Genomic DNA, 23,593 nt, shown 5'->3' with positions numbered 1-23,593 from the left:
GAATCGGATGTTTAGCCTGACGCTTTACAGGGATGGCGAATCCGACAAGCCGGCGCCGCGACGAGTGACGCCCATACCGACAGGGTCCTGACGGCAGATGAAGACGACGACGATGTTCCGCAACATTGCCAACCCCCGGCGCACCACGCTGGCGCACCTCAAGGACGCCGAAGCGCTGCAGACGCCGCCGGCCCCGGAGCACGCCGCCGACCTGCCGAACGTGACGGCCAACCCGCGCCGCACCATCCTGATGGAAGCCCCGGTCACCGCCGCCCAGTAGTACCCCCGTCGTACGCACGGCCGTCCCCCTCATGCGCGCTCAGCGCCTCGCCCGGCGCTAGCCTGGAGCGTCAGTCTTCAGCCAGCCAGCAAGTGAGGGGCGACAGCATCCCGTGCGCATCGCCAGGTTCTCCATCGACGGCAATGTCGCCTTCGGCGCCGTCGAGGGGCAGGGCACCGTGGAATCCGGTGACCTCGTCCTCGACATCATCAAGGGCATTCCGTACGCCGACTTCGAGCTCTCGGGCACCAAGGTCCCGCTGAACAAGGTCCGGCTGCTGCCCCCCGTGCTCCCCAACAAGGTCGTGGCCATCGGCCGCAACTACGCGGAGCACGCCGCCGAACTCGGCCACGAGGTCCCCGACGCGCCGATCATCTTCTTCAAGCCCACCACCTCGGTGATCGGCTCCGGCGACGCGATCGAGTACCCCTCCTTCTCCAACGAACTGCACCACGAGGCCGAGCTGGCCGTGGTCATCGGCCGCATGTGCCGCGAGGTCCCGCGCGAGCGCGTCAAGGACGTCATCCTCGGCTACACCTGCGCCAACGACGTCACCGCCCGCGATGTGCAGCAGCGCGAGAAGCAGTGGGCCCGCGCCAAGGGCTTCGACACCTCCTGCCCGCTGGGCCCCTGGGTGGAGACCGACGTCGACCCGCACGACCTCACCATCCAGGCGACGGTCAACGGCGAGCAGCGACAGCTGGGCCGCACCAGCGACATGGTCCGCTCCGTCGAGGACCTGGTCGTCCACATCACGGAGGCCATGACGCTGCTCCCGGGCGATGTGATCCTCACGGGCACCCCCGCAGGGGTCGGACCCCTGCACGTCGGCGACGAGGTCGCCGTCACCATCGAAGGCATCGGCACTCTCACCAACAAGGTGATCAAGCGTGGCTAACGCACCCTCCCCCAAGGTCTCGGCTCCGCTCGACCAGGGGGTACCCCCTCGCGTCCGTTTCTGTCCCTCCCCGACCGGTAACCCCCACGTGGGCCTGGTCCGGACGGCGCTCTTCAACTGGGCCTTCGCCCGGCACCACCAGGGCACCCTGGTCTTCCGGATCGAGGACACCGACGCGGCGCGCGACTCGGAGGAGTCCTACCAGCAGCTGCTCGACTCGATGCGCTGGCTGGGCCTGGACTGGGACGAGGGCCCCGAGATCGGCGGCCCGCACGCCCCCTACCGCCAGTCGCAGCGGATGGACCTGTACAAGGACGTCGCCGAGGAGCTCCTCGCCGGCGGGTACGCCTACCCCTGCTACTGCACCACCGAGGAGCTGGACACCCGCCGCGACGCCGCCCGCGCCGCCGGAAAGCCGTCCGGCTACGACGGCCACTGCCGCGACCTCACCGCCGAGCAGAAGGCGGCGTACGAGGCCGAGGGCCGCACCTCGATCATCCGCTTCCGGATGCCCGACGAGGCCATCACCTTCACCGACCTGGTCCGCGGCGACATCACCGTCCAGCCGGAGAACGTCCCGGACTACGGCATCGTCCGCGCCAACGGGGCTCCGCTCTACACGCTGGTCAACCCGGTCGACGACGCGCTGATGGAGATCACCCACGTCCTGCGCGGCGAGGACCTGCTGTCCTCCACCCCGCGCCAGATCGCCCTGTACCGGGCGCTCATCGAGCTGGGCATCGCCAAGGACACCCCGGCCTTCGGCCACCTGCCGTACGTCATGGGCGAGGGCAACAAGAAGCTCTCCAAGCGCGACCCGCAGGCCTCGCTCAACCTCTACCGCGAGCGCGGGTTCCTCCCCGAGGGCCTGCTGAACTACCTCTCGCTGCTCGGCTGGTCGATCGCCGAGGACCGCGACATCTTCTCGATGGACGAGCTGATCGCGGCGTTCGACATCAAGGACGTCAACGCCAACCCGGCCCGCTTCGACCTCAAGAAGTGCGAGCACATCAACGCCGAGCACATCCGCATGCTCGATGTGAAGGCCTTCACCGAGGCCTGCGGCCCCTGGCTCCAGGCCCCCTTCGCCCCCTGGGCCCCCGAGGCCTTCGACGCGGAGAAGTGGACCCGGATCGCCCCGTACGCACAGACCCGGGTCACGGTGCTCTCCGACATCACCGACAACGTCGACTTCCTCTTCCTCGACGAGCCGGTGGAGGACGAGGCGTCCTGGACCAAGGCGATGAAGGGCGACCCGGTGGCCCTGCTCACCACGGCCCGCGCCAACCTGGAAGCGGCCGACTGGAGCGACCCGGAGTCGCTGAAGAACGCCGTCCTCACCGCCGGCGAGGCCCACGGCCTCAAGCTCGGCAAGGCCCAGGCCCCGGTCCGCGTCGCCGTCACCGGCCGCACGGTCGGCCTGCCGCTCTTCGAGTCCCTGGAGATCCTGGGCCGTGAGAAGAGCCTGGCCCGCGTGGACGCGGCGCTGGCGAAGCTGACCGCGTAACCAGCGCCGACGCCCCGAGGAGGGCCGCAGCCGACCGGCTGCGGCCCTCCTCGGCTTTCCCCCTCCGCGGCCGCCCGCCGACGGCTACCGTGAGATCCATGCCGATCCGCGCCGTGCTCTGGGACATCGACGACACGATCTTCGACTACGCGGGCGCCGATCGGACCGGTATGCGGCTCCACCTGGAGAGCGTGGGACTGCCCGAGGCGTACGCGTCGGTGGACGAGGCCCTCGCCGCCTGGAAGACGATCACCGCCGTGCACTGGGCGCGCGTCGCCGCCGGGGAGACGGACTTCCTCGGCCAGCGCCGGGACCGGGTGCGGGACTTCCTCGCGCGGACGATGGCGGACGCGGAGGCCGACGCCTGGTTCGCCGGTCATCTGACCCACTACGAGGCCGCCTGGACGCTCTTCCCGGACGTGCTGCCGGTCCTGGACCGCCTGGCGCCCGACTACCGCCACGCGATCCTCTCCAACTCCAGCAGCCACAACCAGCACCGCAAGCTCACCGCGCTCGGTGTCCGGGACCGCTTCGAGGCGATGGTCTGCGCCGTGGAGCTCGGGATCTCCAAGCCGGAGGCCGCCGCCTTCCACGCGGCCTGCGAGGCGCTCGCGCTGGAGCCGCACGAGGTGGCGTACGTGGGCGACGAACCCGACATCGACGCGAGCGGGGCCGTGGCCGCCGGGCTGACGGGGATCTGGCTCGACCGGCGGGGGAGGGGCGGGCGGCCGGACCTCGTGACGATCACCGGGCTCGACCAGCTCCCCGGCCTGCTGGCAGGCGATACCCGTTTTGGAGCGCCGGACACCTTCGGGTAATGTTCTTTCTGCGCCGCCCGAGCGGGCCGAAAGATCCGGCCGGGAAGCGCAGACAGAAGTGAAGCCCCCTCCAGGGGTTGCATTTCAGTGGGCTATGGTGTAATTGGCAACACTACGGTTTCTGGTACCGTCATTCTAGGTTCGAGTCCTGGTAGCCCAGCGCAAGACCAAGCAGTACGAGCAAGACCAGCAGGACAAGCCCCCGTTGTGTAGCGGCCTAGCACGCTGCCCTCTCACGGCAGTAGCGCCGGTTCGAATCCGGTCGGGGGTACAGATCCTTCCCGCGAGAACATCATGGGTCGCACCCATCGCTCTCGATGCAGGATCGCTAGGGCCCCCGTTGTGTAGCGGCCTAGCACGCTGCCCTCTCACGGCAGTAGCGCCGGTTCGAATCCGGTCGGGGGTACTTGTCACACCATGGGCTATGGTGTAATTGGCAACACTACGGTTTCTGGTACCGTCATTCTAGGTTCGAGTCCTGGTAGCCCAGCGCAAGTCAGCAGTAACCACGCCCCCGTTGTGTAGCGGCCTAGCACGCTGCCCTCTCACGGCAGTAGCGCCGGTTCGAATCCGGTCGGGGGTACAACAGAGCAGTACGGAAAGGCCCTTCACCTCGGTGGAGGGCCTTTCCGCTGCCGCCCCTGCCGTGAGGCCGTCCCCGTCACAGGCCGTACCGGCGGGCCGATTCCTCGCTCTGCGCCGGCCGCCGCAGGGACATCGGCAGCGGTTCGTACCACACCGCCGACGCGACGGCCTTCTCGACCTGCTCGGCTTCGGAGGCGTACGTCTCCATCTCGTCCGGATCGTGCACCGCGGCCTGCTCCATGATCCGGGCCTGCCGGGTCAAGTAGCCGATGTCACACGGGTATCCGAGCCGGATCAGCGTGGCCACCGAAGCGACCGGGGACCGGTGGACGGGGGAGAGCTCGCCGAGCTCCAGCGTCGCCGTCCACCCCAACTCCGTGAGCAGCGCGGCCACCTCGGCCCGTGCCGTCGCCGTCGGGACGCCGCTCCGCTCGCTCAGCTCCGCCAGTCGCAATCTCCGCGCCTTCCCTTGCGCCCCCGTCCGGGCGCGGGGCCGCAGGCCGGCGGACCGCCTCGCCCACCGGTCCTCCGACGGCTGAGCGGAGAGAGAGTGGAGAGGCCCGGGAAAGAAAAAGGGCCGCCACGGCGCTGGGGCGGCCTTCCGGAAGACGGTGAGAAGAAGAGACGGGGAGAGGGGGGAGACGGGGGAGCGGAGCCGTGACGGGCGGGTCAGCCCGTGCGGCGCAGGGCCTCGCTCAGCCGCGCTGCCGAGTCGATGACGGCCTGGGCGTGCATCCGGCCCGGGTGGCGGGTCAGCCGCTCGATCGGCCCGGAGACCGAGACGGCGGCGACCACCCGGTTCGAGGGGCCGCGCACCGGGGCGGAGACCGAGGCCACCCCCGGCTCCCGCTCGCCGATCGACTGGGCCCAGCCCCGTCGCCGTACGCCGGAGAGCGCCGTCGCCGTGAACCGGGCGCCCTGGAGGCCCCGGTGCAGCCGCTCCGGCTCCTCCCAGGCCATCAGGATCTGGGCGGAGGAGCCCGCCTTCATGGTGAGCGTGGAGCCGACCGGCACCGTGTCCCGGAGTCCGGACAGCCGTTCGGCCGCCGCCACGCAGATCCGCATGTCGCCCTGCCGGCGGTAGAGCTGCGCGCTCTCGCCGGTGATGTCGCGCAGGTGGGTGAGCACCGGTCCGGCCGTGGCCAGCAGGCGGTCCTCGCCCGCCGCGGCTGCCAGTTCCGACAGCCGGGGGCCGAGAATGAACCGGCCCTGCATGTCCCTCGCCACCATTCGGTGGTGTTCCAGTGCCACGGCCAGTCGATGGGCCGTGGGCCGTGCGAGCCCGGTCGCCGCGACCAGCCCGGCGAGGGTGGCCGGACCGGACTCCAGGGCGCTCAATACCAGAGCTGCCTTGTCGAGAACGCCGACGCCGCTAGAGTTGTCCATACGACGATACTCCCGTCTCACTCTGTGAAACGCAAGTTCAATTTTCGGCGGAAGTTGCGAACCTGTACGGGCGGCCCCACAACGGCTCGTAGCCACCGCCCCGCACGGGGGTCCGGACGGAGGCGCACCAATCTCTAGTTGGGCCGGCGAAGACGCCGGCCGGAGGGAAAGCGATGGGTAGGACACTCGCGGAGAAGGTCTGGGACGACCATGTCGTCCGGCGCGCGGAGGGCGAGCCCGACCTTCTCTTCATCGATTTGCACCTGCTGCACGAGGTGACCAGCCCGCAGGCCTTCGACGGTCTGCGTCAGGCCGGACGTCCGGTGCGGCGCCTCGACCTCACCATCGCCACCGAGGACCACAACACCCCGACCCTCGACATCGACAAGCCGATCGCCGACCCGGTCTCGCGCGCCCAGCTGGAGACCCTGCGCAAGAACTGCGCGGAGTTCGGCGTACGGCTGCACCCGCTGGGCGACGTCGAGCAGGGCGTCGTCCACGTGGTCGGCCCGCAGCTGGGGCTGACCCAGCCGGGCACCACCGTGGTCTGCGGCGACTCCCACACCTCCACGCACGGCGCATTCGGCGCGCTGGCGTTCGGTATCGGCACCAGCCAGGTGGAGCACGTCCTGGCCACCCAGACGCTGCCGCTGGCCCGCCCGAAGACCATGGCCATCACGGTCGAGGGCGAACTGCCCGACGAGGTCACCGCGAAGGACCTGATCCTGGCGATCATCGCCCGGATCGGCACCGGCGGCGGCCAGGGCTACATCCTCGAATACCGCGGCTCCGCCATCGAGAAGCTCTCGATGGAGGCCCGGATGACCATCTGCAACATGTCGATCGAGGCCGGCGCCCGCGCGGGCATGATCGCCCCGGACGCCACCACCTACGACTACCTCAAGGGCCGCGACCACGCCCCCGTGGGCGAGGACTGGGACGCCGCCGTCGCGTACTGGAACACGCTGCGCTCCGACGACGACGCGGTGTTCGACGCCGAGGTCGTCATCGAGGCCGCCGAACTCGCCCCGTTCGTCACCTGGGGCACCAACCCCGGCCAGGGCGCGCCCCTGTCGGCCAACGTCCCCGACCCGGCTTCGTACGAGGACGCCTCGGAGCGCTTCGCCGCCGAAAAGGCCCTGGAGTACATGGGGTTGACCGCCGGGCAGCCGCTGCGCGAGATCAGCGTCGACACCGTCTTCGTAGGTTCGTGCACCAACGGCCGCATCGAGGACCTGCGCAACGCGGCCTCGATCCTGGACGGCCGCAAAGTCGCGAGAGGCGTAAGGATGCTGGTCGTCCCCGGCTCGGTCCGGGTCGCGCTCCAGGCCGTCTCCGAGGGCCTGGACAAGGTCTTCACCGAGGCCGGCGCCGAATGGCGGCACGCGGGTTGCTCGATGTGCCTCGGCATGAACCCCGACCAGCTGGCCCCCGGCGAGCGCTCCGCCTCCACCTCGAACCGCAACTTCGAGGGCCGGCAGGGCAAGGGCGGCCGCACCCACCTGGTCTCGCCCCAGGTCGCCGCCGCCACCGCGGTGCTGGGCCATCTGGCCTCGCCCGCCGACCTGTCCGACGCCCGTACCCCCGCCGGAGTCCGATAGCCATGGAAGCCTTCACCACGCACACCGGCCGGGTCGTCCCGCTGCGCCGCAGCAACGTCGACACCGACCAGATCATCCCCGCCCACTGGCTGAAGAAGGTCACCCGCGACGGATTCGAGGACGGGCTCTTCGAAGCCTGGCGCAAGGACGAGAACTTCGTCCTCAACCGCCCCGAGCGCCAGGGCGCGTCGGTCCTCGTCGCCGGTCCCGACTTCGGTACGGGCTCCTCCCGCGAACACGCCGTCTGGGCCCTGCAGAACTTCGGGTTCAAGGCCGTCGTCTCCTCCCGCTTCGCCGACATCTTCCGCGGCAACTCGCTGAAGAACGGCCTGCTCACGGTGGTGCTGGAGCAGAAGGTCGTCGACGCGCTCTGGGAGCTGACGGAGGCCGACCCGACCGCCGAGGTGACCGTCGACCTGGAGACCCGCCAGGTCCGCGCCGAGGGCATCACCGCCGACTTCGAGCTCGACGAGAACGCCCGCTGGCGCCTGCTCAACGGCCTCGACGACATCAGCCTCACCCTTCAGAACGAAGCGGACATCGCCGCGTACGAGGCGGCCAGGCCGGTCTTCAAGCCGCGTACCATTGCCGCCTGAGCAGCGCTTTTCCAGGACTGCGCCCCCTGCCTCCCGGCAGGGGGCGCAGTCGCTTGTTGAGACCCCGTCGGGCGACAACTCGCCCCAGATGGCACAATCGGTGCATGGAACGCGACAGCCAACTCAAGCTCTATGGCCAAGTCGCCGACCGATTGAAGGAAGCGCACGCGAAGGTGCGTGCACTGCAAGTCCCGGAGAGCGTAAGGATGGCGCTGACCCGGAAGCTGTTGGTCGTCACGGCCGCGGCGAAGCACGATCTCCCGGACGCGGCAAGGCGTCTGGACCGGTTGATGAAGGACCTCGATGAGGGCCGATTCCCCGAAGGTGACTGACACGTGGAACTGCGCATCGGTCGACTTCGTTGCGGCACTAGGGTGATTAGCCCGTTTCGTGTTTGATTTGCGGTATATATCTGCCTAACGTGCGAAAAAGCTTGAACACTTTCGTTCTGGCAATGTCTCCGAAGGGGAAGACGTGAACAAGGCGCAGCTCGTAGAAGCGATTGCCGACAAGGTCGGCGGCCGTCAGCAGGCCGCGGACGCCGTCGACGCGGTACTCGACGCGATCGTCCGTGCCGTTGTCGCCGGGGACCGTGTCTCGGTCACCGGCTTCGGCTCGTTCGAGAAGGTCGACCGCCCCGCCCGGTACGCCCGCAACCCGCAGACGGGTGAGCGCGTCCGGGTCAAGAAGACCTCGGTGCCCCGCTTCCGCGCGGGTCAGGGCTTCAAGGACCTGGTGAGCGGCTCGAAGAAGCTCCCCAAGAACGACGTGGCCGTCAAGAAGGCGCCCAAGGGCAGCCTCTCGGGCGGATCTTCCGCCGCCCGTACGACGGTGAAGGCCGCCGCCGCCAAGAAGTCGGCCGCCAAGAAGGCCACCGCGAAGAAGACCACCGCCAAGAAGGCGACTCCGGCGAAGAAGACCACCGCCGCAGCCAAGAAGGTCACCGCGAAGAAGACCACCGCGACCGCCAAGAAGACCTCCGCGGCCGCGAAGAAGGCGACTCCGGCGAAGAAGACCTCCGCCGCGGTCAAGAAGACCGTCGCCAGCAAGACCGCGCCCGCCAAGAAGACCACGGCGAAGAAGGCGCCCGCGAAGAAGACCACGGCGCGCAAGACCACGGCCAAGAAGGCCACCGCACGCAAGAAGTGAGACCGGGCCACCCGCTCTTACCTCACAACGCGCCGGGCCGGGCTCCCCTCCGGGGGAGCCCGGCCCGCGGGCTGTCCGGGCCCCGTTCGGCCCAGCGAACCACTTCTAGAACGTCTGCAGGGTCACCAGCGTGATCCGCAGCTCCGCCCCCTCGCCCTCGCCCTCGATCCGTACCCGCTGCCCCGGGCGCAGCAGCAACAGGCCGCCCGCGTCGAAGGCCGGGGCGTCGAACTCCACTGGGGTGCCGTCGTCCAGCAGCACGCTGCCGCTGCGGGTCTCGGGGTCGTACGTGTACGAGGTCGCCTGCATGGGCGGCAGCCTATCGGTCGGCCGCCGGGGCGGGCACGGCCGCGATCCGTGCCGTGTGCGGCCCCACTCCCAGGGCCAGGGCCACCCGCAGATCCTCGCCCGTATCGACGTCCCGGCGCACCGAGTCGACGCCGGACAGCGCTATTTCCACCGCCCCCGACGCCAGGTGCCGTGACCCGGACGGGCCACCGAAAGCCGGACGGAATTCCGCACCGCTCGCGGCGGCCAGAAATGTCGTACCGATTCCCGCCGCGTCCCGGAGAAATGCGCTGGGAAAAGCGGAAGCAAAATCGAGCACCCGCTCCAATTCACCGGTGCGCAGCGCGGGCAGATCCGCGTTGAGCGCGGCCACCGCGGCGGCGGGCCGCACGGCCCGCACCGAGCGGGCGCCGTGCGCGAGCGCCGCGTTGAGCCCGGCCCCCGGATCGTCCGGCACGATCCGCGCCCCGAGCGCGGAAAGCGCCGCCGCGGCCACGGCGTCGTCCGTGACGACCACCACATCGCGCACCCGCGCACAGGCCAGCGCCGCCGCCACCGTGTCCTGGGCGAAGGCCAGGGCCAGCAGAGGCCGCGCAGCCTCGCCCGCCGCCCGCCCCAGGCGGCTCTTGGCCCGTGCGAGCGGCTTCAGCGGAACGACCAGGGACCAGGGCCCGGCCGGATCGGTGTTCGTGGCGATCTCCCCCTCCGTACGCATCGGCACCTATTCTCGCCTGCCGGTACGACAACCCGGAGGACCCCTACGCAACGTGAGGCGTACGGTGTTCTCGACAGAGCAGGGGCCTGGGGCGAGACTTGACCGTCAGTAGCCAGCCAGCAGGTCAAAGTCCCTAAGGAAGGTGTCCGAGTGTCCCGCCGCAGAATCGGCTTCTGGTACCGCCTGGCGGCGGTTATCGCCAAGCCGCCATTGGTGGTTCTGTTCAAGCGCGACTGGCGGGGGATGGAACACATTCCGGCCGACGGCGGATTCATCACCGCCGTCAATCACAACTCCTATCTGGACCCGCTCTCCTACGGCCACTTCCAGTACAACACCGGGCGCGTGCCGCGCCTCCTGGCGAAGGCCGGCCTCTTCCGCACCCCGTTCGTCGGGATGATGCTGCGCGGCACCGGCCAGATCCCCGTCTACCGCGAGACCACCAACGCCCTGGACGCCTTCCGGGCCGCCGTGGAGGCCATCGAGCGCGGCGAGTGCGTCGCCTTCTACCCCGAGGGCACCCTCACCCGCGACCCCGACATGTGGCCGATGGCCGGCAAGACCGGGGCCGCCCGGGTCGCCCTGATGACCAAGGTGCCCGTCATCCCGGTCGCCCAGTGGGGCGCCAACCTCGCGATGCCGCCGTACGCCAAGGAGAACAAGTTCCGGCTGTTCCCCCGCAAGACGCTCCAGGTGCAGGCCGGGCCGCCCGTCGACCTCAGCCGCTTCCACGGCCTGGAGCCCACCCCCGAGGTGCTGCGCGAGGCGACCGAGGTCATCATGGCGGCCATCACCCGCGAGCTGGAGGACCTGCGCGGCGAGAAGGCGCCCGCCGAGCTCTACGATCACCGCAAAGCCCGTGCTGAACAACGGCGCAGGGCCCAGGGAAAGGGACCCACGTGACGCACCCCGTAAAAGCAGCCGTCTTCGGAACCGGCTCATGGGGTACGGCCTTCGCCGTGATCCTCGCCGACGCGGGCTGCGACGTCACCCTCTGGGGGCGCCGCGCCGAGGTCGCCGAGACCATCAACACCACGCACACCAACCCGGACTACCTCCCGGGCATCGAGCTCCCCGACTCCATCCGCGCCACCACCGACGCCGCCGAGGCCCTGCGCGGCGCCGAGTTCGCCTTCCTCGTGGTGCCCTCGCAGACGCTCCGCGCCAACCTCGCCGACTGGGCCCCGCACCTGGGGCCGGACACCGTCCTGGTCTCCCTGATGAAGGGCGTCGAGCTGGGCACCGCCGAGCTGATGAGCGAGGTGATCGCGGACGTGACCAAGGTCTCCGCCGACCGTATCGCCGTCGTCTCCGGCCCCAACCTGGCCAAGGAGATCGCCGAGCGCCGCCCCGCCGCGGCCGTCGTCGCCTGCGCCGACGAGTCCGTCGCCCAGCGCCTCCAGGCCGCCTGCCACACCGCGTACTTCCGGCCGTACACCAACACCGACGTGGTCGGCTGCGAGCTCGGCGGCGCCGTGAAGAACGTCATCGGCCTCGCCGTCGGCATCGCGGACGGCATGGGCCTCGGCGACAACACCAAGGGCTCCCTCATCACCCGGGGCCTCGCCGAGACCACCCGTCTGGGCCTGGCCATGGGCGCGGACCCGTTGACGTTCTCCGGACTCGCGGGCCTGGGCGACCTGGTGGCGACCTGCTCCTCGCCGCTCTCGCGCAATCACACCTTCGGCACCAACCTCGGCCGCGGCATGACGCTCCAGGAGACGATCGCCGTCACCAAGCAGACCGCGGAGGGCGTCAAGTCCTGCGAATCGGTCCTCGACCTGGCCCGCAGGCACGGGGTCGACATGCCCATCACCGAGACCGTCGTCTCCATCGTCCACGAGGGCAAGTCCCCGGTCGTCGCGGTGAAGGAGCTGATGTCGCGGAGCGCCAAGGCCGAGCGACGCTGACGTCTCCCCTACCAGCAGGTACGCTCATCGCGATATGAGCAGCGAGAACCTCCCCCAGAGCCCTGAGCGCCGCGAGAGCCCTGAGCAGCAGCGTCGCAAGCCCCGTGTGGCGGTCGTGTTCGGCGGCCGCAGCTCCGAACACGGCATCTCGGTCGTCACGGCCGGCGCCGTCATGAAGGCCATCGACCGGACCACGTACGACGTCCTGCCGATCGGCATCACGACGGACGGCCGCTGGGCGCTCACCGCGGACGAGCCCGAACGCATGGCCATCGCCGACCGCAAGGTCCCCGATGTGGACGGGCTCGCCGAGTCCGCCGAGGGCAGCGTCACGCTCTCCGTCGACCCCGGCAGCCGCGAGGTCCTCTACAGCGAACCGGGATCGGTGCCCAAGGCGCTGGGCGAGGTCGACGTCGTCTTTCCCGTGCTGCACGGACCGTACGGCGAGGACGGCACCCTCCAGGGGCTTCTGGAGCTCTCCGGAGTGCCCTACGTCGGCGCGGGCGTCCTCGCCTCGGCCGTCGGCCAGGACAAGGAGTACATGAAGCGGGTCTTCCGCTCCTTCGGGCTGCCGGTCGGACCCTACGAGGTCGTCCGCCCCCGCGAGTGGGAGAGCGACCCGGCCGCCGCCCGCAAGCGGATCGTGGACTTCGCCGGCGAGCACGGCTGGCCGCTGTTCATCAAGCCCGCCCGCGGCGGTTCCTCGATGGGCATCACCAAGGTCGACGGACTCGAAGGCCTCGACGAGGCGATCGAGGAGGCCCGCCGCCACGACCCGAAGTTCCTCGTCGAGTCGCTGCTGCGCGGCCGGGAGATCGAGTGCGGGGTGCTGGAGTTCGAGGACGGCCCGCGCGCCAGCGTGCCCGCCGAGATCCCGCCGGTCACCGCGCACGACTTCTACGACTTCGAGGCCAAGTACATCGACTCGGCCGCCGGTCTGGTGCCCGCCCCGCTCACCGAGGAGCAGACCGCCGAGGTGCAGCGGCTCGCCGTCGCCGCCTTCGACGCCGTCTCCTGCGAGGGCCTGGTGCGCGCCGACTTCTTCCTCACCGAGGACGGCGGTTTCGTCATCAACGAGATCAACACCCTGCCGGGCTTCACCCCGATCTCGATGTACCCGCGCATGTGGCAGGAGAGCGGCGTCGACTATCCGGAGCTGGTCGACCGGCTGATCCAGGCCGCGTTGAACCGCTCCACCGGACTGCGCTGACGGAACCGCCCGCGGGCCTCAGAGCCGGTTCGGGACCGTCTTCGCGATGGGGCCGGCGAACGAGGCCAGCGGCGTGATGTCGTGGGCGTACGCCGAGGAGAGCGTGACCTCGACGTACGCCTTGCGGTACGTGGTGGTGAACCGCGGTCCGGAGTCCTCGGGCTCCTCCAGCATCCACTGCACCCCGTCCGCCTCGACGCCCTGTGACTGGGGGTCGTCCATCTTCGCGGGCCGGGGGACCCCGCAGCGCAGTACGATCGCCCCGTCCCCCCAGCCGGCGGTCAGCTCCGAAGCCGGGGAGGGGTCGCTGCGTTCCAGTTCGAGGACGGCCTCCGGCAGTTCCTCGTGCAGGGCCTCGCAGTACGCTGCGGCCTCCGAGGACGGTGTGGGAACCGTGACCGAGGGCTGCGCGTCGCTGAGGGAACAGCCCGCCGCGGCCAGCACGAGCACGGCAGCGGACGGACCGAGGAATATCGAGCGTGGGGAACGGCGGGCGGATGACGTCACCGGCCCAGCCTAGACGGGGGTCAGAGGTGGACGACCGGGCAGGTCAGGGTTCGTGTGATGCCGTCCACCTGCTGCACTTTGGCGACCACCATGCGGCCGAGTTCATCGACCGTGTCTGCCTGGGCCCGCACGATCACGTCGTACGGACCGGTGACGTCCTCTGCCTGGATGACTCCCGGAATCTTGGAGATGGTCTCGGCGACGATCGACGCCTTGCCCACCTCGGTCTGGATGAGGATGTACGCCTGTACCACGGAACCTCCAGGGCGGCCACGAGGATCATGTGGGGGAAAGGGACGCCACGTTATCGCGTCGCCGCGGGCCGCGGGGAGACCTACGGGCCGGATGACGCCCACAGCGTGGCGTACAGGGCGCAGAAGTTGACGTATCTCTTGACGGTACCGACAGCACAGACGGCTCGCGACCGGGGGCCCGGACGGGTGTCCGGGGCGATAAAGGAGAGGTGAGACTCGGTGAAGGGAACCGTGGGCGAGTTGGGGGAGTTCGGGCTCATCAGAGAGCTCACGTCCCGGCTCACCACCACTCCGGCGGTACGGCTGGGGCCCGGCGACGACGCCGCGGTCGTGGCCGCCCCCGACCGCAGGGTCGTGGCCAGTACGGACATCCTGCTGGAAGGGCGGCACTTCCGCCGCGACTGGTCGACGGCGTACGACGTCGGCCGCAAGGCCGCCGCCCAGAACCTCGCGGACATCGCGGCGATGGGCGCCGTGCCCACCGCGCTGCTCCTCGGCCTCGTCGTCCCCGCCGACCTCCCCGTCACCTGGGCCGCCGAGCTGATGGACGGACTGCGCGACGAGTGTCAGGTGGCGGGCGCGGCCGTGGTGGGCGGCGATGTGGTCGGCGGCGACACGATCACCGTCGCGATCACCGCGCTCGGCGATCTGCGCAACCACGAACCCGTCACCCGGGGCGGCGCCCGCCCCGGCGACGTCGTCGCGGTCACCGGCTGGCTCGGCTGGTCCGCCGCCGGATACGCCGTGCTCTCCCGCGGCTTCCGCTCGCCCCGCGCCTTCGTCGAGGCCCACCGCCGCCCGGAGCCGCCGTACCACGCGGGCCCCGCGGCCGCCGGACTCGGCGCCACCGCGATGACCGACGTCAGCGACGGCCTCGTCGCCGACCTCGGCCACATCGCGGAGTCCAGCAAGGTCCGCATAGACCTGCGCTCCGGCCTGATCGACATCCCCTCACAGATGTCCGACATCGGCCAGGCCGTCGGCGTCGACCCGCTCCAGTGGGTGCTGACCGGGGGGGAGGACCACGCGATCGTGGCGACCTTCCCGCCGGACGTGAAACTGCCCGCCCGCTGGAAGGTGATCGGCGAGGTCCTCAACCCCTCCGCCCTGCCCCAGGTCACCGTCGACGGCGCGCCCTGGACCAGCAGGGGCGGCTGGGACCACTTCGGCTCCATCGAGGACACCCACCAGCCCCGGTGACCGTTAGATTGCTGCGTATGTCCATACGTACCGCTGTCCCGCCCCGTGTGCTCACCGTCGCCGGATCCGACTCCGGCGGCGGTGCGGGGATCCAGGCCGATCTGAAGACGATGCTCGCCCTCGGCGTGCACGGCATGAGCGTGCTCACCGCCGTCACCGCACAGAACTCCCTCGGCGTCCAGGGCGCGTGGGAGCTTCCGGTGGACGCCGTACGCGCCCAGTACCGCAGCGTCGTCGACGACATCGGCGTCCAGGCCGTGAAGACCGGCATGCTCGCCTCGGCCGCCCTCGTGGAGACGGTCGCCGAACTCCTCGCCGGAACCGACGCCCCCGTCGTCGTCGACCCGGTCGGCGTCTCCAAGCACGGCGACGCGCTCCTCGCCGCCGAGGCCCTCGACTCCGTACGGACGAAGCTGCTGCCCGTCGCCACCGTCGCCACCCCGAACCTCGACGAAGTGGCCCAGCTCACCGGCGTCCGGGTCACCGACGAGAGCGGAATGCGCCGTGCCGCCGAGGAGATCCTCGGCTTCGGGCCGCGCTGGGTCGTGATCAAGGGCGGCCATCTGCCCGGCGAGGCGGTGGACCTGCTCACCGACGGGAGCGCGGAACACTGGCTGCGCGCCCCCCGGCACGACAACCGCCACACCCACGGCACCGGCTGCACCCTGGCCTCCGCCATCGCCTCCGGGCTCGCGCTCGGGATGGACGTACCCACGGCGGTACGGGACGCGAAGACGTACGTCACCGGCGCGATCGAGGCCGGCTTCCCGCTCGGCGGCGGTATCGGTCCGGTCGACCACGGCTGGCTGACCCGGCCGGCCGACTGACGGGCTCCGGCTGGCCCTGCCGCCCGATCAGCTTCTGAGCACGGCGAAAAGCTCCTGAGCACAGCAAAAAGCCGGTCCACCGAGATGGACCGGCTTTTTGGGCAACCGGAAGGCTGCGCTACGACGGGGACGTCAGCGCGCGACCTTGCCGGCCTTGATGCACGAGGTGCAGACGTTGAGCCGCTTCGGCGTCCGACCGACCACGGCACGCACGCGCTGGATGTTGGGATTCCAGCGACGGGACGTACGGCGGTGCGAGAACGAAACGCTGTTGCCGAAGCTCGGCCCCTTGCCGCAAACGTCGCAGTTGGCAGCCACGGGTCACTCCAAAGACTTCAGATGCACTTACAGTGAATTCCGGCGCGCCGGAATCAGTTCGACTGAAGTGGCGGTACCGGAGGGATGGCCCGACTCTCATCGGGCAACCGGAGCAGCATACAACGCCTGCTTCGGAGATACGAAACTACCACGGCTCGGCCGCCCGCCCTCCCGGCCCCTGTCCCTGCCGGGACCCCGGCAGGCGGGCTAACCTGCGGTGCAGCCCGTTGCCACGGCCGCTTCAAGGAGGACCATCGGTGCCGCAGCTCCCCGACGACCTGGACGCCGTCGCGGTACGCACGTGGTGCTCGCTGGCCCTGGAGACGCTGGGCCGGGAGCGCGCGGAGATCGACGCGATCAACGTCTATCCCGTCGCCGACGGGGACACCGGCACCAACCTCTATCTGACCGTCGAGTCCGCCGCCGCGGCCGTCGAAGCGGTGTTCGCCGCGCACGAGACCGGCACCACCGCACCCGCCACCGCCGACGCCGTACGCGCCATGGCGCACGGCGCCCTGATCGGCGCCCGCGGGAACTCCGGCACGATCCTGGCCCAGCTGCTGCGCGGCATGGCCGGGGTGCTGGCCGACGGCGGCGACGCGGCCCATCTGCGCCTCGCCCTCACCAGTGCCGCCCACGCGGCCCGGCAGGCTGTCGCCCACCCGGTCGAGGGCACCGTGCTCACCGTCGCCGCCGAGGCCGCCGAGGCCGCCCGGGGGGAGCACTCCGACCTGGGCACCGTCGTCACCGCCGCCTACGAGGGCGCGCGCGCCGCCCTCGCGCGCACCCCCGAGCAGCTCGCCGTCCTCGGCCGGGCGGGCGTGGTCGACGCCGGGGGCCGCGGCCTGGTGGCGGTCCTGGGCGCGCTGGTGGAGACGGTGACCGGGCAGCCTCCCGTACGGGGACCCCGTACCGGTTCCGGGAGTTCCGGGAAGGCGCCCATGACCGTGGACGGGGGTGACGGGGGTGACGGGGGTTCGGTGGTGGGGCTTCCGGCGGGCGGCACTCCGGTGGAGGGCGTCATGGAGGGAGACCTTCCCGTGGGCGGCGTTCCCGGCGGAGCCGCGGGGGACGGGCCGCTCGACTGCCCCGAGGACGGGGGCGTCGGGCCCGCGTTCGAGGTGATCTACCTCCTGGAGGCCCGCGACGAGCAGGTGGCCCGGCTGCGGACCCGGCTCGACGCGCTGGGCGACTCCCTGGTCGTGGTCGGCGGGGACGGGCTCTGGCACGTCCACGTCCATGTCGACGACGCCGGGGCCGCCGTGGAGGCGGGCGTCGAGGCCGGCCGGCCGTACCGGATCCGGATCACCCACTTCGCCACCGAGAGCGGCCACGACGTCCGCGTCCAGGCCGAACCCGCCCAGCGCGCCGTCGTCGTCGTGGTCCCCGGCGACGGCCTGGCCGGGCTCTGCACCGAGGCCGGCGCCACCACCGTGATCGCCCGCCCCGGCGAACCGCCCGCCAGCGGCGAACTCGTCGACGCCATCCGCCGCGCCCACGCCCGCGAGGTGGTGCTCCTGCCCAACGACGCGGCCCTGCGCCACACCGCCGCCGCGGCCGCCGAACAGGCCAGGACCGAGGGGGTCAGGGTCGCGCTCGTGCCGACCCGCGCCGCCGTCCAGGGCATCGCCGCCCTCGCCGTCCACGAGCCTGACCGGGGCTTCGACGAGGACGTGGTCGCCATGACCGCCGCCGCCGGAGCCACCCGCTACGCCGAACTGGCCGTCGCCGAGCGCCAGTCGTGGACCATGGCCGGGGTCTGCCAGGCCGGTGACATCCTCGGCCTGATCGACGGCGACGTGGCCGTGATCGGCGCCGACGTCCCGGCCACCGCCCGCACCGTGCTCGACCGGATGCTGGCGGCCGGAGGCGAACTGGTCACCCTCGTCCTCGGCGAGGACGTCCCGGACTCGCTGGCCGACGCGCTGGAGGAGCACGTACGCGAGGGCCATCTCGCCGTGGACACCGTGGTCTACCGGGGCGGGCACCAGCGCGCACCGCTGCTGATCGGCGTCGAGTAGCGGCGAGTGGTAGCGGCGGGCCGTGCGTGCCCGGCGGACAGCTGTCAGTGCCGTGGTGTGCAATGGATCGCGTGTCCTCGTTCGATGAACCTCTCAAGAAGCTGCTCGGCGGAGCCACCGCGAAGGTGATGGCCGAACACCTCGACCTGCACACGGTCGGTGATCTGCTGCACCACTACCCGCGGCGGTACGAGGAGCGCGGCAAGCTGACCGCGCTGGCCGACCTCCCGCTGGACGAGCACGTCACGGTCGTCGCCCAGGTCGCCGACGCCCGGATCCTGATGTTCAACAACGGCCGGGGCAAACGCCTGGAGGTCACCCTGACCGACGGCAGCGGCCGCCTCCAGCTGGTCTTCTTCGGCCACGGCGTCCACAAGCCGCACAAGGAGCTGCTCCCCGGCCGCCAAGCGATGTTCGCGGGCAAGGTCTCCGTCTTCAACCGCAAGATGCAGCTCGCCCACCCCACGTACCAACTCCTCGACGCCTCCGACGCAGACGAGGCGACCGAGGCCGTGGACGCCTTCGCCGGACGGCTGCTGCCGATCTACCCCGCCTGCAAGCAGCTCGACTCCTGGCGGATCGCCAAGGCCGTCGACGCCGTCCTGCCCAGCGCGCAGGACGCGGTGGACCCGCTGCCCGCCTCGCTCCGCGAGGGCCGCGGCTTCACCCCGCTGCCCGAGGCCCTGCTGAAGGTGCACCGCCCGCAGACGAAGGCGGACATCGAGGACGCCAAGGCCCGGCTCAAGTGGGACGAGGCGTTCGTCCTCCAGGTCGCCCTGGCCCGCCGCCGGTACGCCGACACCCAGCTGCCCGCCGTCGCCCGCCGCCCCGTCGCGGACGGGCTGCTGGACGCGTTCGACGCCAAGCTGCCCTTCACCCTCACCGAGGGCCAGGAGAAGGTCAGCAAGGAGATCTTCGACGACCTGGCCACCGAGCACCCGATGCACCGACTCCTCCAGGGCGAGGTGGGCAGCGGAAAGACGATGGTGGCCCTGCGCGCGATGCTCACCGTGGTCGACGCGGGCGGCCAGGCCGCGATGCTCGCCCCCACCGAGGTCCTGGCCCAGCAGCACCACCGCTCGATCACCGAGATGATGGGCGAGCTGGCCGAGGGCGGCATGCTCGGGGGTTCGGACCGGGGCACCAAGGTCGTCCTGCTCACCGGCTCCATGGGCATGGCCGCCCGCCGTCAGGCCCTGCTCGACCTGGTCACCGGCGAGGCCGGGATCGTCATCGGCACCCACGCCCTCATCGAGGACAAGGTGCAGTTCCACGACCTCGGCCTGGTCGTCGTGGACGAACAGCACCGCTTCGGCGTGGAGCAGCGCGACGCCCTGCGCTCGAAGGGGAAGCAACCGCCCCACCTCCTCGTCATGACCGCCACCCCCATTCCCCGTACGGTCGCCATGACGGTCTTCGGCGACCTGGAGACCTCCGTCCTGGACCAGCTCCCGGCCGGCCGCTCCCCGATCGCCAGCCATGTCGTCCCCGCCAAGGACAAGCCCCACTTCCTCGCCCGCGCCTGGGAACGCGTCCGCGAGGAGGTCGGGAACGGCCACCAGGCGTACGTCGTCTGCCCCCGCATCGGCGACGACGCGGAGGAGGCCGGGGGGAAGAAGGGCAAGGCGAAGAAGAACACCGCCGAGGAGGACCCGGAGAAGCGCCCGCCGCTCGCCGTCCTGGAGATCGCCGACGAGCTGCGCAAGGGCGCGCTGGCCGGACTGAGCGTCGAGGTGCTGCACGGCAGGATGCACCCCGACGAGAAGGACGACGTCATGCGCCGGTTCGCCGCCGGTGATGTCGACGTCCTGGTCGCCACCACCGTCATCGAGGTCGGCGTCAACGTCCCCAACGCCACCGCCATGGTGATCATGGACGCCGACCGCTTCGGCGTCTCCCAGCTCCACCAGCTGCGCGGCCGCGTCGGCCGTGGCTCCGCCCCGGGGCTCTGCCTGCTGGTCAGCGAGGCCCACGAGGCGAGCCCCGCCCGCGCCCGGCTCTCCGCCGTCGCCGCCACCCTCGACGGCTTCGAGCTCTCCCGGATCGACCTCGAACAGCGCCGCGAGGGCGATGTGCTGGGCCAGGCCCAGTCCGGAGTGCGCTCCTCGCTGCGGATGCTCACCGTCATCGACGACGAGGAGGTCATCGCCGCCGCCCGCGAGGAGGCCGTCGCGATCGTCGCCGCCGACCCGGAGCTGGAGCACCTGCCGGAGCTGCGCACGGTGCTGGCCGCCCTGCTGGACAAGGAGCGCGAGGAGTATCTCGACAAGGGGTGAGGGCGCGGGGGCGTCCTGCCGGTCGGGCCGCTGCGGGCCGCACGCCATATCGTGGACGCACGGCCCTCGCACCCCGCGGGCCCCTCCGTACGCCCCCGACCCCGAGGACCCCACACCCATGACCCGCGTGATCGCCGGCTCGGCCGGCGGACGCCGCCTGGCCGTCCCGCCCGGCACCGGCACCCGCCCCACCTCCGACCGTGCGCGCGAGGGCCTCTTCTCCACCTGGCAGGCGCTGCTCGGCACCCTCGAAGGCAGCCGCGTCGCCGATCTGTACGCCGGATCCGGCGCGGTCGGCCTCGAAGCGCTCTCCCGGGGCGCGGTCCACGCCCTGCTCGTCGAGGCCGATCCGAAGGCGGTCCGCACGGTCCGCGACAACGTCCGCACCCTCGGCCTCCCCGACGCCGAGGTCCGGGCGGGCAAAGCCGAGCAGATCGTGACAGGACCGGCGCCCTCGGACCCGTACGACATCGTCTTCCTGGACCCGCCGTACGCCGTCACCGACGACGATCTTCGCGAGATCCTGCTCACACTCCGTGCTCAGGGGTGGCTCACGGCCGATGCGCTCGTCACGGTGGAACGCGGCACCCGGGGCGGAGAATTCGGCTGGCCCGCGGGATTCGAGCCACTGCGGTCCCGTCGCTACGGCGAGGGAACGCTTTGGTACGGTCGCGCCGCCGCTACGTGCGAAGACGCACGATGACCGGACCGGAGAGCGAGGGAATCACAGTGCGCCGCGCCGTCTGTCCGGGGTCGTTCGACCCCATCACCAACGGACATCTCGACATCATTGGCCGAGCCTCGAAGCTGTACGACGTGGTGCACGTGGCGGTGATGATCAACCAGTCCAAGAAGGGGCTGTTCACCGTGGACGAGCGGATCGAGCTGATCCGCAACGTCACCGCCGACTTCGGCAACGTCGAGGTGGAGTCCTTCCACGGCCTGCTGGTCGACTTCTGCAAGCAGCGGGAGATCCCGGCGATCGTGAAGGGCCTGCGGGCCGTCAGCGACTTCGACTACGAGCTGCAGATGGCCCAGATGAACAACGGCCTCTCGGGCGTCGAGACGCTGTTCGTGCCGACCAACCCGACGTACAGCTTCCTGTCGTCCTCGCTGGTCAAGGAGGTGGCGACCTGGGGCGGCGACGTCTCCCACCTGCTGCCGCCGGCCGTCCACGAGGCGCTGGTGAAGCGCCTCGGCGAACGCTGAGAACCTGACGGGCCGTCACCAGGTGTCGGGTGGCGGCCGACTGGCCTTACAGTCGTCCCGTCCGTCTCCAACGGAGCAGCAGCTTCAACAGAGCAGCAGAGAGTGGCGAGCACACGGTGGACGTGCAGAAGAAGCTCGACGAGATCGTCGAAGCGGTCGGGAGCGCCCGATCCATGCCCATGTCGGCCTCGTGCGTGGTCAACCGCGCCGAGCTGCTCGCCATGCTCGAAGAGGTGCGCCAGGCGCTGCCCGGCTCCCTCGCCCAGGCCCAGGAGCTGCTCGGCGGCCATGAGCAGCTCGCCGAGCAGGCCCGGCGGGAGGCCGAGCGGATCATCGAGTCCGCCCATACCCAGCGCGGCTCGCTGATCTCCGAGACCGAGATCGTCCGCCAGTCGCAGAGCGAGGCCGACCGGATCCTGTCCGAGGCCCGCCGCGAGGCCGAGGAGGTCCGGGCCGAGGCCGACGACTACGTCGACAGCAAGCTCGCCAACTTCGAGGTCGTCCTCACCAAGACCATCGGCTCCGTCGACCGCGGCCGCGAGAAGCTCCTCGGCCGTGGCCAGGGCCTGGACGAGCAGGGCTACCAGGACCCCGACTTCGCCGAGGCCCCCGAGCGCAGCGCCGACCCGGAGACCCTGCGGCAGCGGGCCGACGCCTATGTCGACGCCAAGTTCGGCGCCTTCGAGGCCGTCCTCGCCAAGACCCTGGAGGCGGTCGGCCGGGGCCGGCAGAAGCTGCACGGCCGGGTCGCCACCGACGACCTCGGCGCGCACATCGCCGCCCAGGACGCGGCGGGCGGCCAGGGCCACACCAGCGACGCCGACTATCTGGCCGGCCTCGCCGAGCTCGCCCCCCCGGAACCGCGGCAGGCGCCCCAGCAGCCGCAGTACTCCGCACAGCCGCAGGGCGAGCCGAGCTACGCGCAGGCGTCGTACGGCTACCAGGAGCAGCCGGTCCAGCAGGGCATGCAGGACGCGTACGGCTACCAGCAGCAGCCCGACCCGTACGCGGCCTACCAGCAGCAGGGCTACGACCCGAACGGCTACCCGCCCCAGCCGGCCGCCCAGCCGGACTACGGCTGGCAGCAACAGCCCCAGCAGCCCCAGGGGCCCGGCCAGCAGGGTGGCGGCGCGCTGGACGAGACCAGCCTCTTCGACACCAGCATGATCGACCTGGAGCAGCTGCGCCGGTACGAAGAGGGCCGCTGACCCCGGGGCGGGCCGACCCGATTGGGTGCTGAGCGGTCCGTCCAGTATCCTGAATCCTCGGTCGCACATAGGTCCGCGATCTCGGCTGCCCGTTTCGTCTCGGAACGGAGGCGGTTCGTCCCGGACCGTAGACGGCCCTTCCTTCGCAGTACGACACCCATGATTCGAAAGCAGGAAAAGCCCTGAACGGCCACCTCGACCACCGCAACCCTCTCGTGTTCGATACGCACGAGCTGGGCCGGCGTCCCGGTGCCATGAAGCGGCTGACCCGCTCGGTGGAAGCACCCGGTTCACCGGTCCTGGGCATCGACGGCGTCATCGGCGTGCCGGAAGGCGCACCGGTGGAGCTGGACCTCCGCCTCGAATCGGTCATGGAAGGGGTGCTTGTCACAGGCACCGCCCGTGCGACCGCCGAGGGGGAGTGCGTAAGGTGTCTGGAGCCGCTGACCGTAGAGGTCGACGCGGACTTCCAGGAAATGTTCTCGTACCCTGACGCCGATGACCGGGGCCGCAGCAGTGCGGCGGAACCGGCCGACGACGCCGAGGACGACGAGGACAGGTTCTTCCTCGAGGACGGCTTGTTCGACCTCGAACCAATGCTGCGTGACGCGGTAGTGCTCGCACTGCCCATGCAGCCGGTGTGCAAGGAGACCTGCGCCGGTCTGTGTTCCGAATGTGGAATCAGGCTGGACGAGAATCCGGACCATCACCACGACGCCGTCGACATTCGTTGGGCGGCACTGCAAGGACTCGCCGAGACCGTTCAGGACGGCGAGAAGGACAACATGGGCGGCGCCGAACCGGGCGTCGACGAGAAGCAGGAGAAGTAG

Annotated in this window: 26 protein-coding genes and 5 tRNA genes; 24 read left to right on the top strand and 7 right to left on the bottom strand. The window is 70.7% G+C overall.

What is annotated here, in order from left to right:
- The first annotated feature begins 97 nt into the window (after positions 1-97).
- From AC0VY3_RS26525 to AC0VY3_RS26485, 9 genes are all read left to right on the top strand, one after another.
- The gene (locus AC0VY3_RS26525) at positions 98-280 is read left to right on the top strand and encodes a hypothetical protein (protein WP_475550751.1); all 183 of its coding nucleotides are present in this window, start codon (positions 98-100) and stop codon (positions 278-280) included.
- 112 nt (positions 281-392) lie between these two features.
- Positions 393-1,178, top strand: coding sequence for a fumarylacetoacetate hydrolase family protein (locus AC0VY3_RS26520; protein WP_475550750.1), 786 nt, complete (start codon positions 393-395; stop codon positions 1,176-1,178).
- On the top strand, positions 1,171-2,685 hold the full coding sequence (gltX, locus tag AC0VY3_RS26515) for a glutamate--tRNA ligase (protein ID WP_475550749.1): 1,515 nt from the start codon (positions 1,171-1,173) through the stop codon (positions 2,683-2,685). Before AC0VY3_RS26520 ends, gltX begins: the two co-directional genes overlap by 8 nt.
- A gap of 98 nt (positions 2,686-2,783) precedes the next feature.
- The gene (locus tag AC0VY3_RS26510) at positions 2,784-3,503 is read left to right on the top strand and encodes an HAD family hydrolase (protein ID WP_475550748.1); all 720 of its coding nucleotides are present in this window, start codon (positions 2,784-2,786) and stop codon (positions 3,501-3,503) included.
- 88 nt (positions 3,504-3,591) lie between these two features.
- A tRNA-Gln gene (locus tag AC0VY3_RS26505) sits at positions 3,592-3,663 on the top strand.
- 38 nt (positions 3,664-3,701) lie between these two features.
- Positions 3,702-3,774: transfer RNA gene (locus AC0VY3_RS26500), tRNA-Glu, on the top strand.
- A 62-nt stretch (positions 3,775-3,836) separates the two neighbouring features.
- Positions 3,837-3,909, top strand: a tRNA-Glu gene (locus AC0VY3_RS26495).
- 12 nt (positions 3,910-3,921) lie between these two features.
- Positions 3,922-3,993 (top strand) — tRNA-Gln (locus AC0VY3_RS26490).
- Positions 3,994-4,013: 20 nt separating this feature from the next.
- Positions 4,014-4,086: transfer RNA gene (locus AC0VY3_RS26485), tRNA-Glu, on the top strand.
- 78 nt (positions 4,087-4,164) lie between these two features.
- Here the strand turns inward: AC0VY3_RS26485 and AC0VY3_RS26480 are convergent.
- Together AC0VY3_RS26480 and ndgR are read right to left on the bottom strand one after the other, a co-directional pair.
- The gene (locus tag AC0VY3_RS26480; protein ID WP_475550747.1) at positions 4,165-4,542 is read right to left on the bottom strand and encodes a hypothetical protein; all 378 of its coding nucleotides are present in this window, start codon (positions 4,540-4,542) and stop codon (positions 4,165-4,167) included.
- Between the two features lie 215 nt (positions 4,543-4,757).
- Positions 4,758-5,474: an IclR family transcriptional regulator NdgR gene (gene ndgR, locus AC0VY3_RS26475; RefSeq protein WP_003966003.1), complete on the bottom strand. Its 717-nt coding sequence runs from the start codon at positions 5,472-5,474 to the stop codon at positions 4,758-4,760.
- A 173-nt stretch (positions 5,475-5,647) separates the two neighbouring features.
- Here ndgR and leuC point away from each other — a divergent pair, with 173 nt between their 5' ends.
- The 4 genes from leuC (at position 5,648) to AC0VY3_RS26455 (ending at position 8,820) form a co-directional block, all read left to right on the top strand.
- Positions 5,648-7,075, top strand: a complete 1,428-nt coding sequence (leuC, locus tag AC0VY3_RS26470) for a 3-isopropylmalate dehydratase large subunit (protein WP_475550746.1) — start codon at positions 5,648-5,650, stop codon at positions 7,073-7,075.
- A 2-nt stretch (positions 7,076-7,077) separates the two neighbouring features.
- Entirely contained in the window at positions 7,078-7,671 is a 594-nt protein-coding gene (gene leuD, locus AC0VY3_RS26465) for a 3-isopropylmalate dehydratase small subunit (RefSeq protein ID WP_137234498.1), read from the top strand.
- A gap of 104 nt (positions 7,672-7,775) precedes the next feature.
- Positions 7,776-8,003, top strand: coding sequence for an SCO5555 family protein (locus AC0VY3_RS26460; RefSeq protein WP_032790676.1), 228 nt, complete (start codon positions 7,776-7,778; stop codon positions 8,001-8,003).
- 142 nt (positions 8,004-8,145) lie between these two features.
- The gene (locus tag AC0VY3_RS26455) at positions 8,146-8,820 is read left to right on the top strand and encodes an HU family DNA-binding protein (protein WP_103512690.1); all 675 of its coding nucleotides are present in this window, start codon (positions 8,146-8,148) and stop codon (positions 8,818-8,820) included.
- A gap of 105 nt (positions 8,821-8,925) precedes the next feature.
- On the opposite strand, the gene AC0VY3_RS26450 is transcribed toward AC0VY3_RS26455, so the two are convergent.
- Both AC0VY3_RS26450 and cofC read right to left on the bottom strand, forming a co-directional pair.
- Positions 8,926-9,129: a hypothetical protein gene (locus AC0VY3_RS26450; RefSeq protein WP_103512691.1), complete on the bottom strand. Its 204-nt coding sequence runs from the start codon at positions 9,127-9,129 to the stop codon at positions 8,926-8,928.
- 10 nt (positions 9,130-9,139) lie between these two features.
- On the bottom strand, positions 9,140-9,823 hold the full coding sequence (cofC, locus tag AC0VY3_RS26445) for a 2-phospho-L-lactate guanylyltransferase (RefSeq protein ID WP_103512692.1): 684 nt from the start codon (positions 9,821-9,823) through the stop codon (positions 9,140-9,142).
- A gap of 150 nt (positions 9,824-9,973) precedes the next feature.
- Between cofC and AC0VY3_RS26440 the strand changes: the two genes are divergently transcribed.
- From AC0VY3_RS26440 to AC0VY3_RS26430, 3 genes are read left to right on the top strand one after another with little or no spacing between them, the layout of a single operon-like run.
- Positions 9,974-10,726, top strand: a complete 753-nt coding sequence (locus AC0VY3_RS26440; protein WP_103512693.1) for a lysophospholipid acyltransferase family protein — start codon at positions 9,974-9,976, stop codon at positions 10,724-10,726.
- Positions 10,723-11,733, top strand: a complete 1,011-nt coding sequence (locus AC0VY3_RS26435) for an NAD(P)H-dependent glycerol-3-phosphate dehydrogenase (protein ID WP_103512694.1) — start codon at positions 10,723-10,725, stop codon at positions 11,731-11,733. Before AC0VY3_RS26440 ends, AC0VY3_RS26435 begins: the two co-directional genes overlap by 4 nt.
- A 34-nt stretch (positions 11,734-11,767) precedes the next feature.
- A complete protein-coding gene (locus AC0VY3_RS26430) occupies positions 11,768-12,943 on the top strand; it encodes a D-alanine--D-alanine ligase family protein (RefSeq protein WP_103512695.1) in 1,176 nt (391 codons plus the stop codon).
- 18 nt (positions 12,944-12,961) lie between these two features.
- On the opposite strand, the gene AC0VY3_RS26425 is transcribed toward AC0VY3_RS26430, so the two are convergent.
- Both AC0VY3_RS26425 and AC0VY3_RS26420 read right to left on the bottom strand, forming a co-directional pair.
- Positions 12,962-13,450 (bottom strand): DUF3515 domain-containing protein, encoded by a 489-nt coding sequence (locus AC0VY3_RS26425; protein ID WP_103512696.1) that lies wholly within the window; start codon positions 13,448-13,450, stop codon positions 12,962-12,964.
- Between the two features lie 20 nt (positions 13,451-13,470).
- On the bottom strand, positions 13,471-13,704 hold the full coding sequence (locus AC0VY3_RS26420) for an Lrp/AsnC family transcriptional regulator (RefSeq protein ID WP_006127869.1): 234 nt from the start codon (positions 13,702-13,704) through the stop codon (positions 13,471-13,473).
- Between the two features lie 219 nt (positions 13,705-13,923).
- Here AC0VY3_RS26420 and AC0VY3_RS26415 point away from each other — a divergent pair, with 219 nt between their 5' ends.
- Together AC0VY3_RS26415 and thiD are read left to right on the top strand one after the other, a co-directional pair.
- Complete coding sequence (locus AC0VY3_RS26415; RefSeq protein ID WP_475550745.1) at positions 13,924-14,904, top strand: thiamine-phosphate kinase; 981 nt, start codon at positions 13,924-13,926, stop codon at positions 14,902-14,904.
- Positions 14,905-14,921: 17 nt separating this feature from the next.
- Complete coding sequence (gene thiD / locus AC0VY3_RS26410; protein ID WP_475550744.1) at positions 14,922-15,731, top strand: bifunctional hydroxymethylpyrimidine kinase/phosphomethylpyrimidine kinase; 810 nt, start codon at positions 14,922-14,924, stop codon at positions 15,729-15,731.
- A gap of 132 nt (positions 15,732-15,863) precedes the next feature.
- On the opposite strand, the gene rpmB is transcribed toward thiD, so the two are convergent.
- The gene (gene rpmB, locus AC0VY3_RS26405) at positions 15,864-16,049 is read right to left on the bottom strand and encodes a 50S ribosomal protein L28 (RefSeq protein WP_006127872.1); all 186 of its coding nucleotides are present in this window, start codon (positions 16,047-16,049) and stop codon (positions 15,864-15,866) included.
- A gap of 257 nt (positions 16,050-16,306) precedes the next feature.
- On the opposite strand from rpmB, the gene AC0VY3_RS26400 reads away from it, so the two are divergent.
- From AC0VY3_RS26400 to AC0VY3_RS26375, 6 genes are all read left to right on the top strand, one after another.
- Positions 16,307-18,070 (top strand): DAK2 domain-containing protein, encoded by a 1,764-nt coding sequence (locus AC0VY3_RS26400; protein WP_475550743.1) that lies wholly within the window; start codon positions 16,307-16,309, stop codon positions 18,068-18,070.
- Between the two features lie 62 nt (positions 18,071-18,132).
- Positions 18,133-20,346 (top strand): ATP-dependent DNA helicase RecG, encoded by a 2,214-nt coding sequence (gene recG, locus AC0VY3_RS26395; RefSeq protein ID WP_475550742.1) that lies wholly within the window; start codon positions 18,133-18,135, stop codon positions 20,344-20,346.
- Between the two features lie 118 nt (positions 20,347-20,464).
- Positions 20,465-21,049 carry a 16S rRNA (guanine(966)-N(2))-methyltransferase RsmD gene (rsmD, locus tag AC0VY3_RS26390; protein ID WP_475550741.1) on the top strand — a complete coding sequence of 195 codons (585 nt, stop codon included), beginning with the start codon at positions 20,465-20,467 and terminating at the stop codon, positions 21,047-21,049.
- Positions 21,050-21,075: 26 nt separating this feature from the next.
- Entirely contained in the window at positions 21,076-21,555 is a 480-nt protein-coding gene (gene coaD, locus AC0VY3_RS26385) for a pantetheine-phosphate adenylyltransferase (protein WP_475551734.1), read from the top strand.
- A gap of 116 nt (positions 21,556-21,671) precedes the next feature.
- Complete coding sequence (locus tag AC0VY3_RS26380) at positions 21,672-22,763, top strand: ATP synthase F0 subunit B (protein WP_103512703.1); 1,092 nt, start codon at positions 21,672-21,674, stop codon at positions 22,761-22,763.
- A 215-nt stretch (positions 22,764-22,978) separates the two neighbouring features.
- A complete protein-coding gene (locus AC0VY3_RS26375) occupies positions 22,979-23,593 on the top strand; it encodes a YceD family protein (protein WP_103512704.1) in 615 nt (204 codons plus the stop codon).

This window comes from Streptomyces sp. iso_384, from assembly GCF_056172905.1.
Note: the sequence above shows the minus strand (reverse complement) of the source record. Positions and strands in the feature narration are given on the sequence as shown.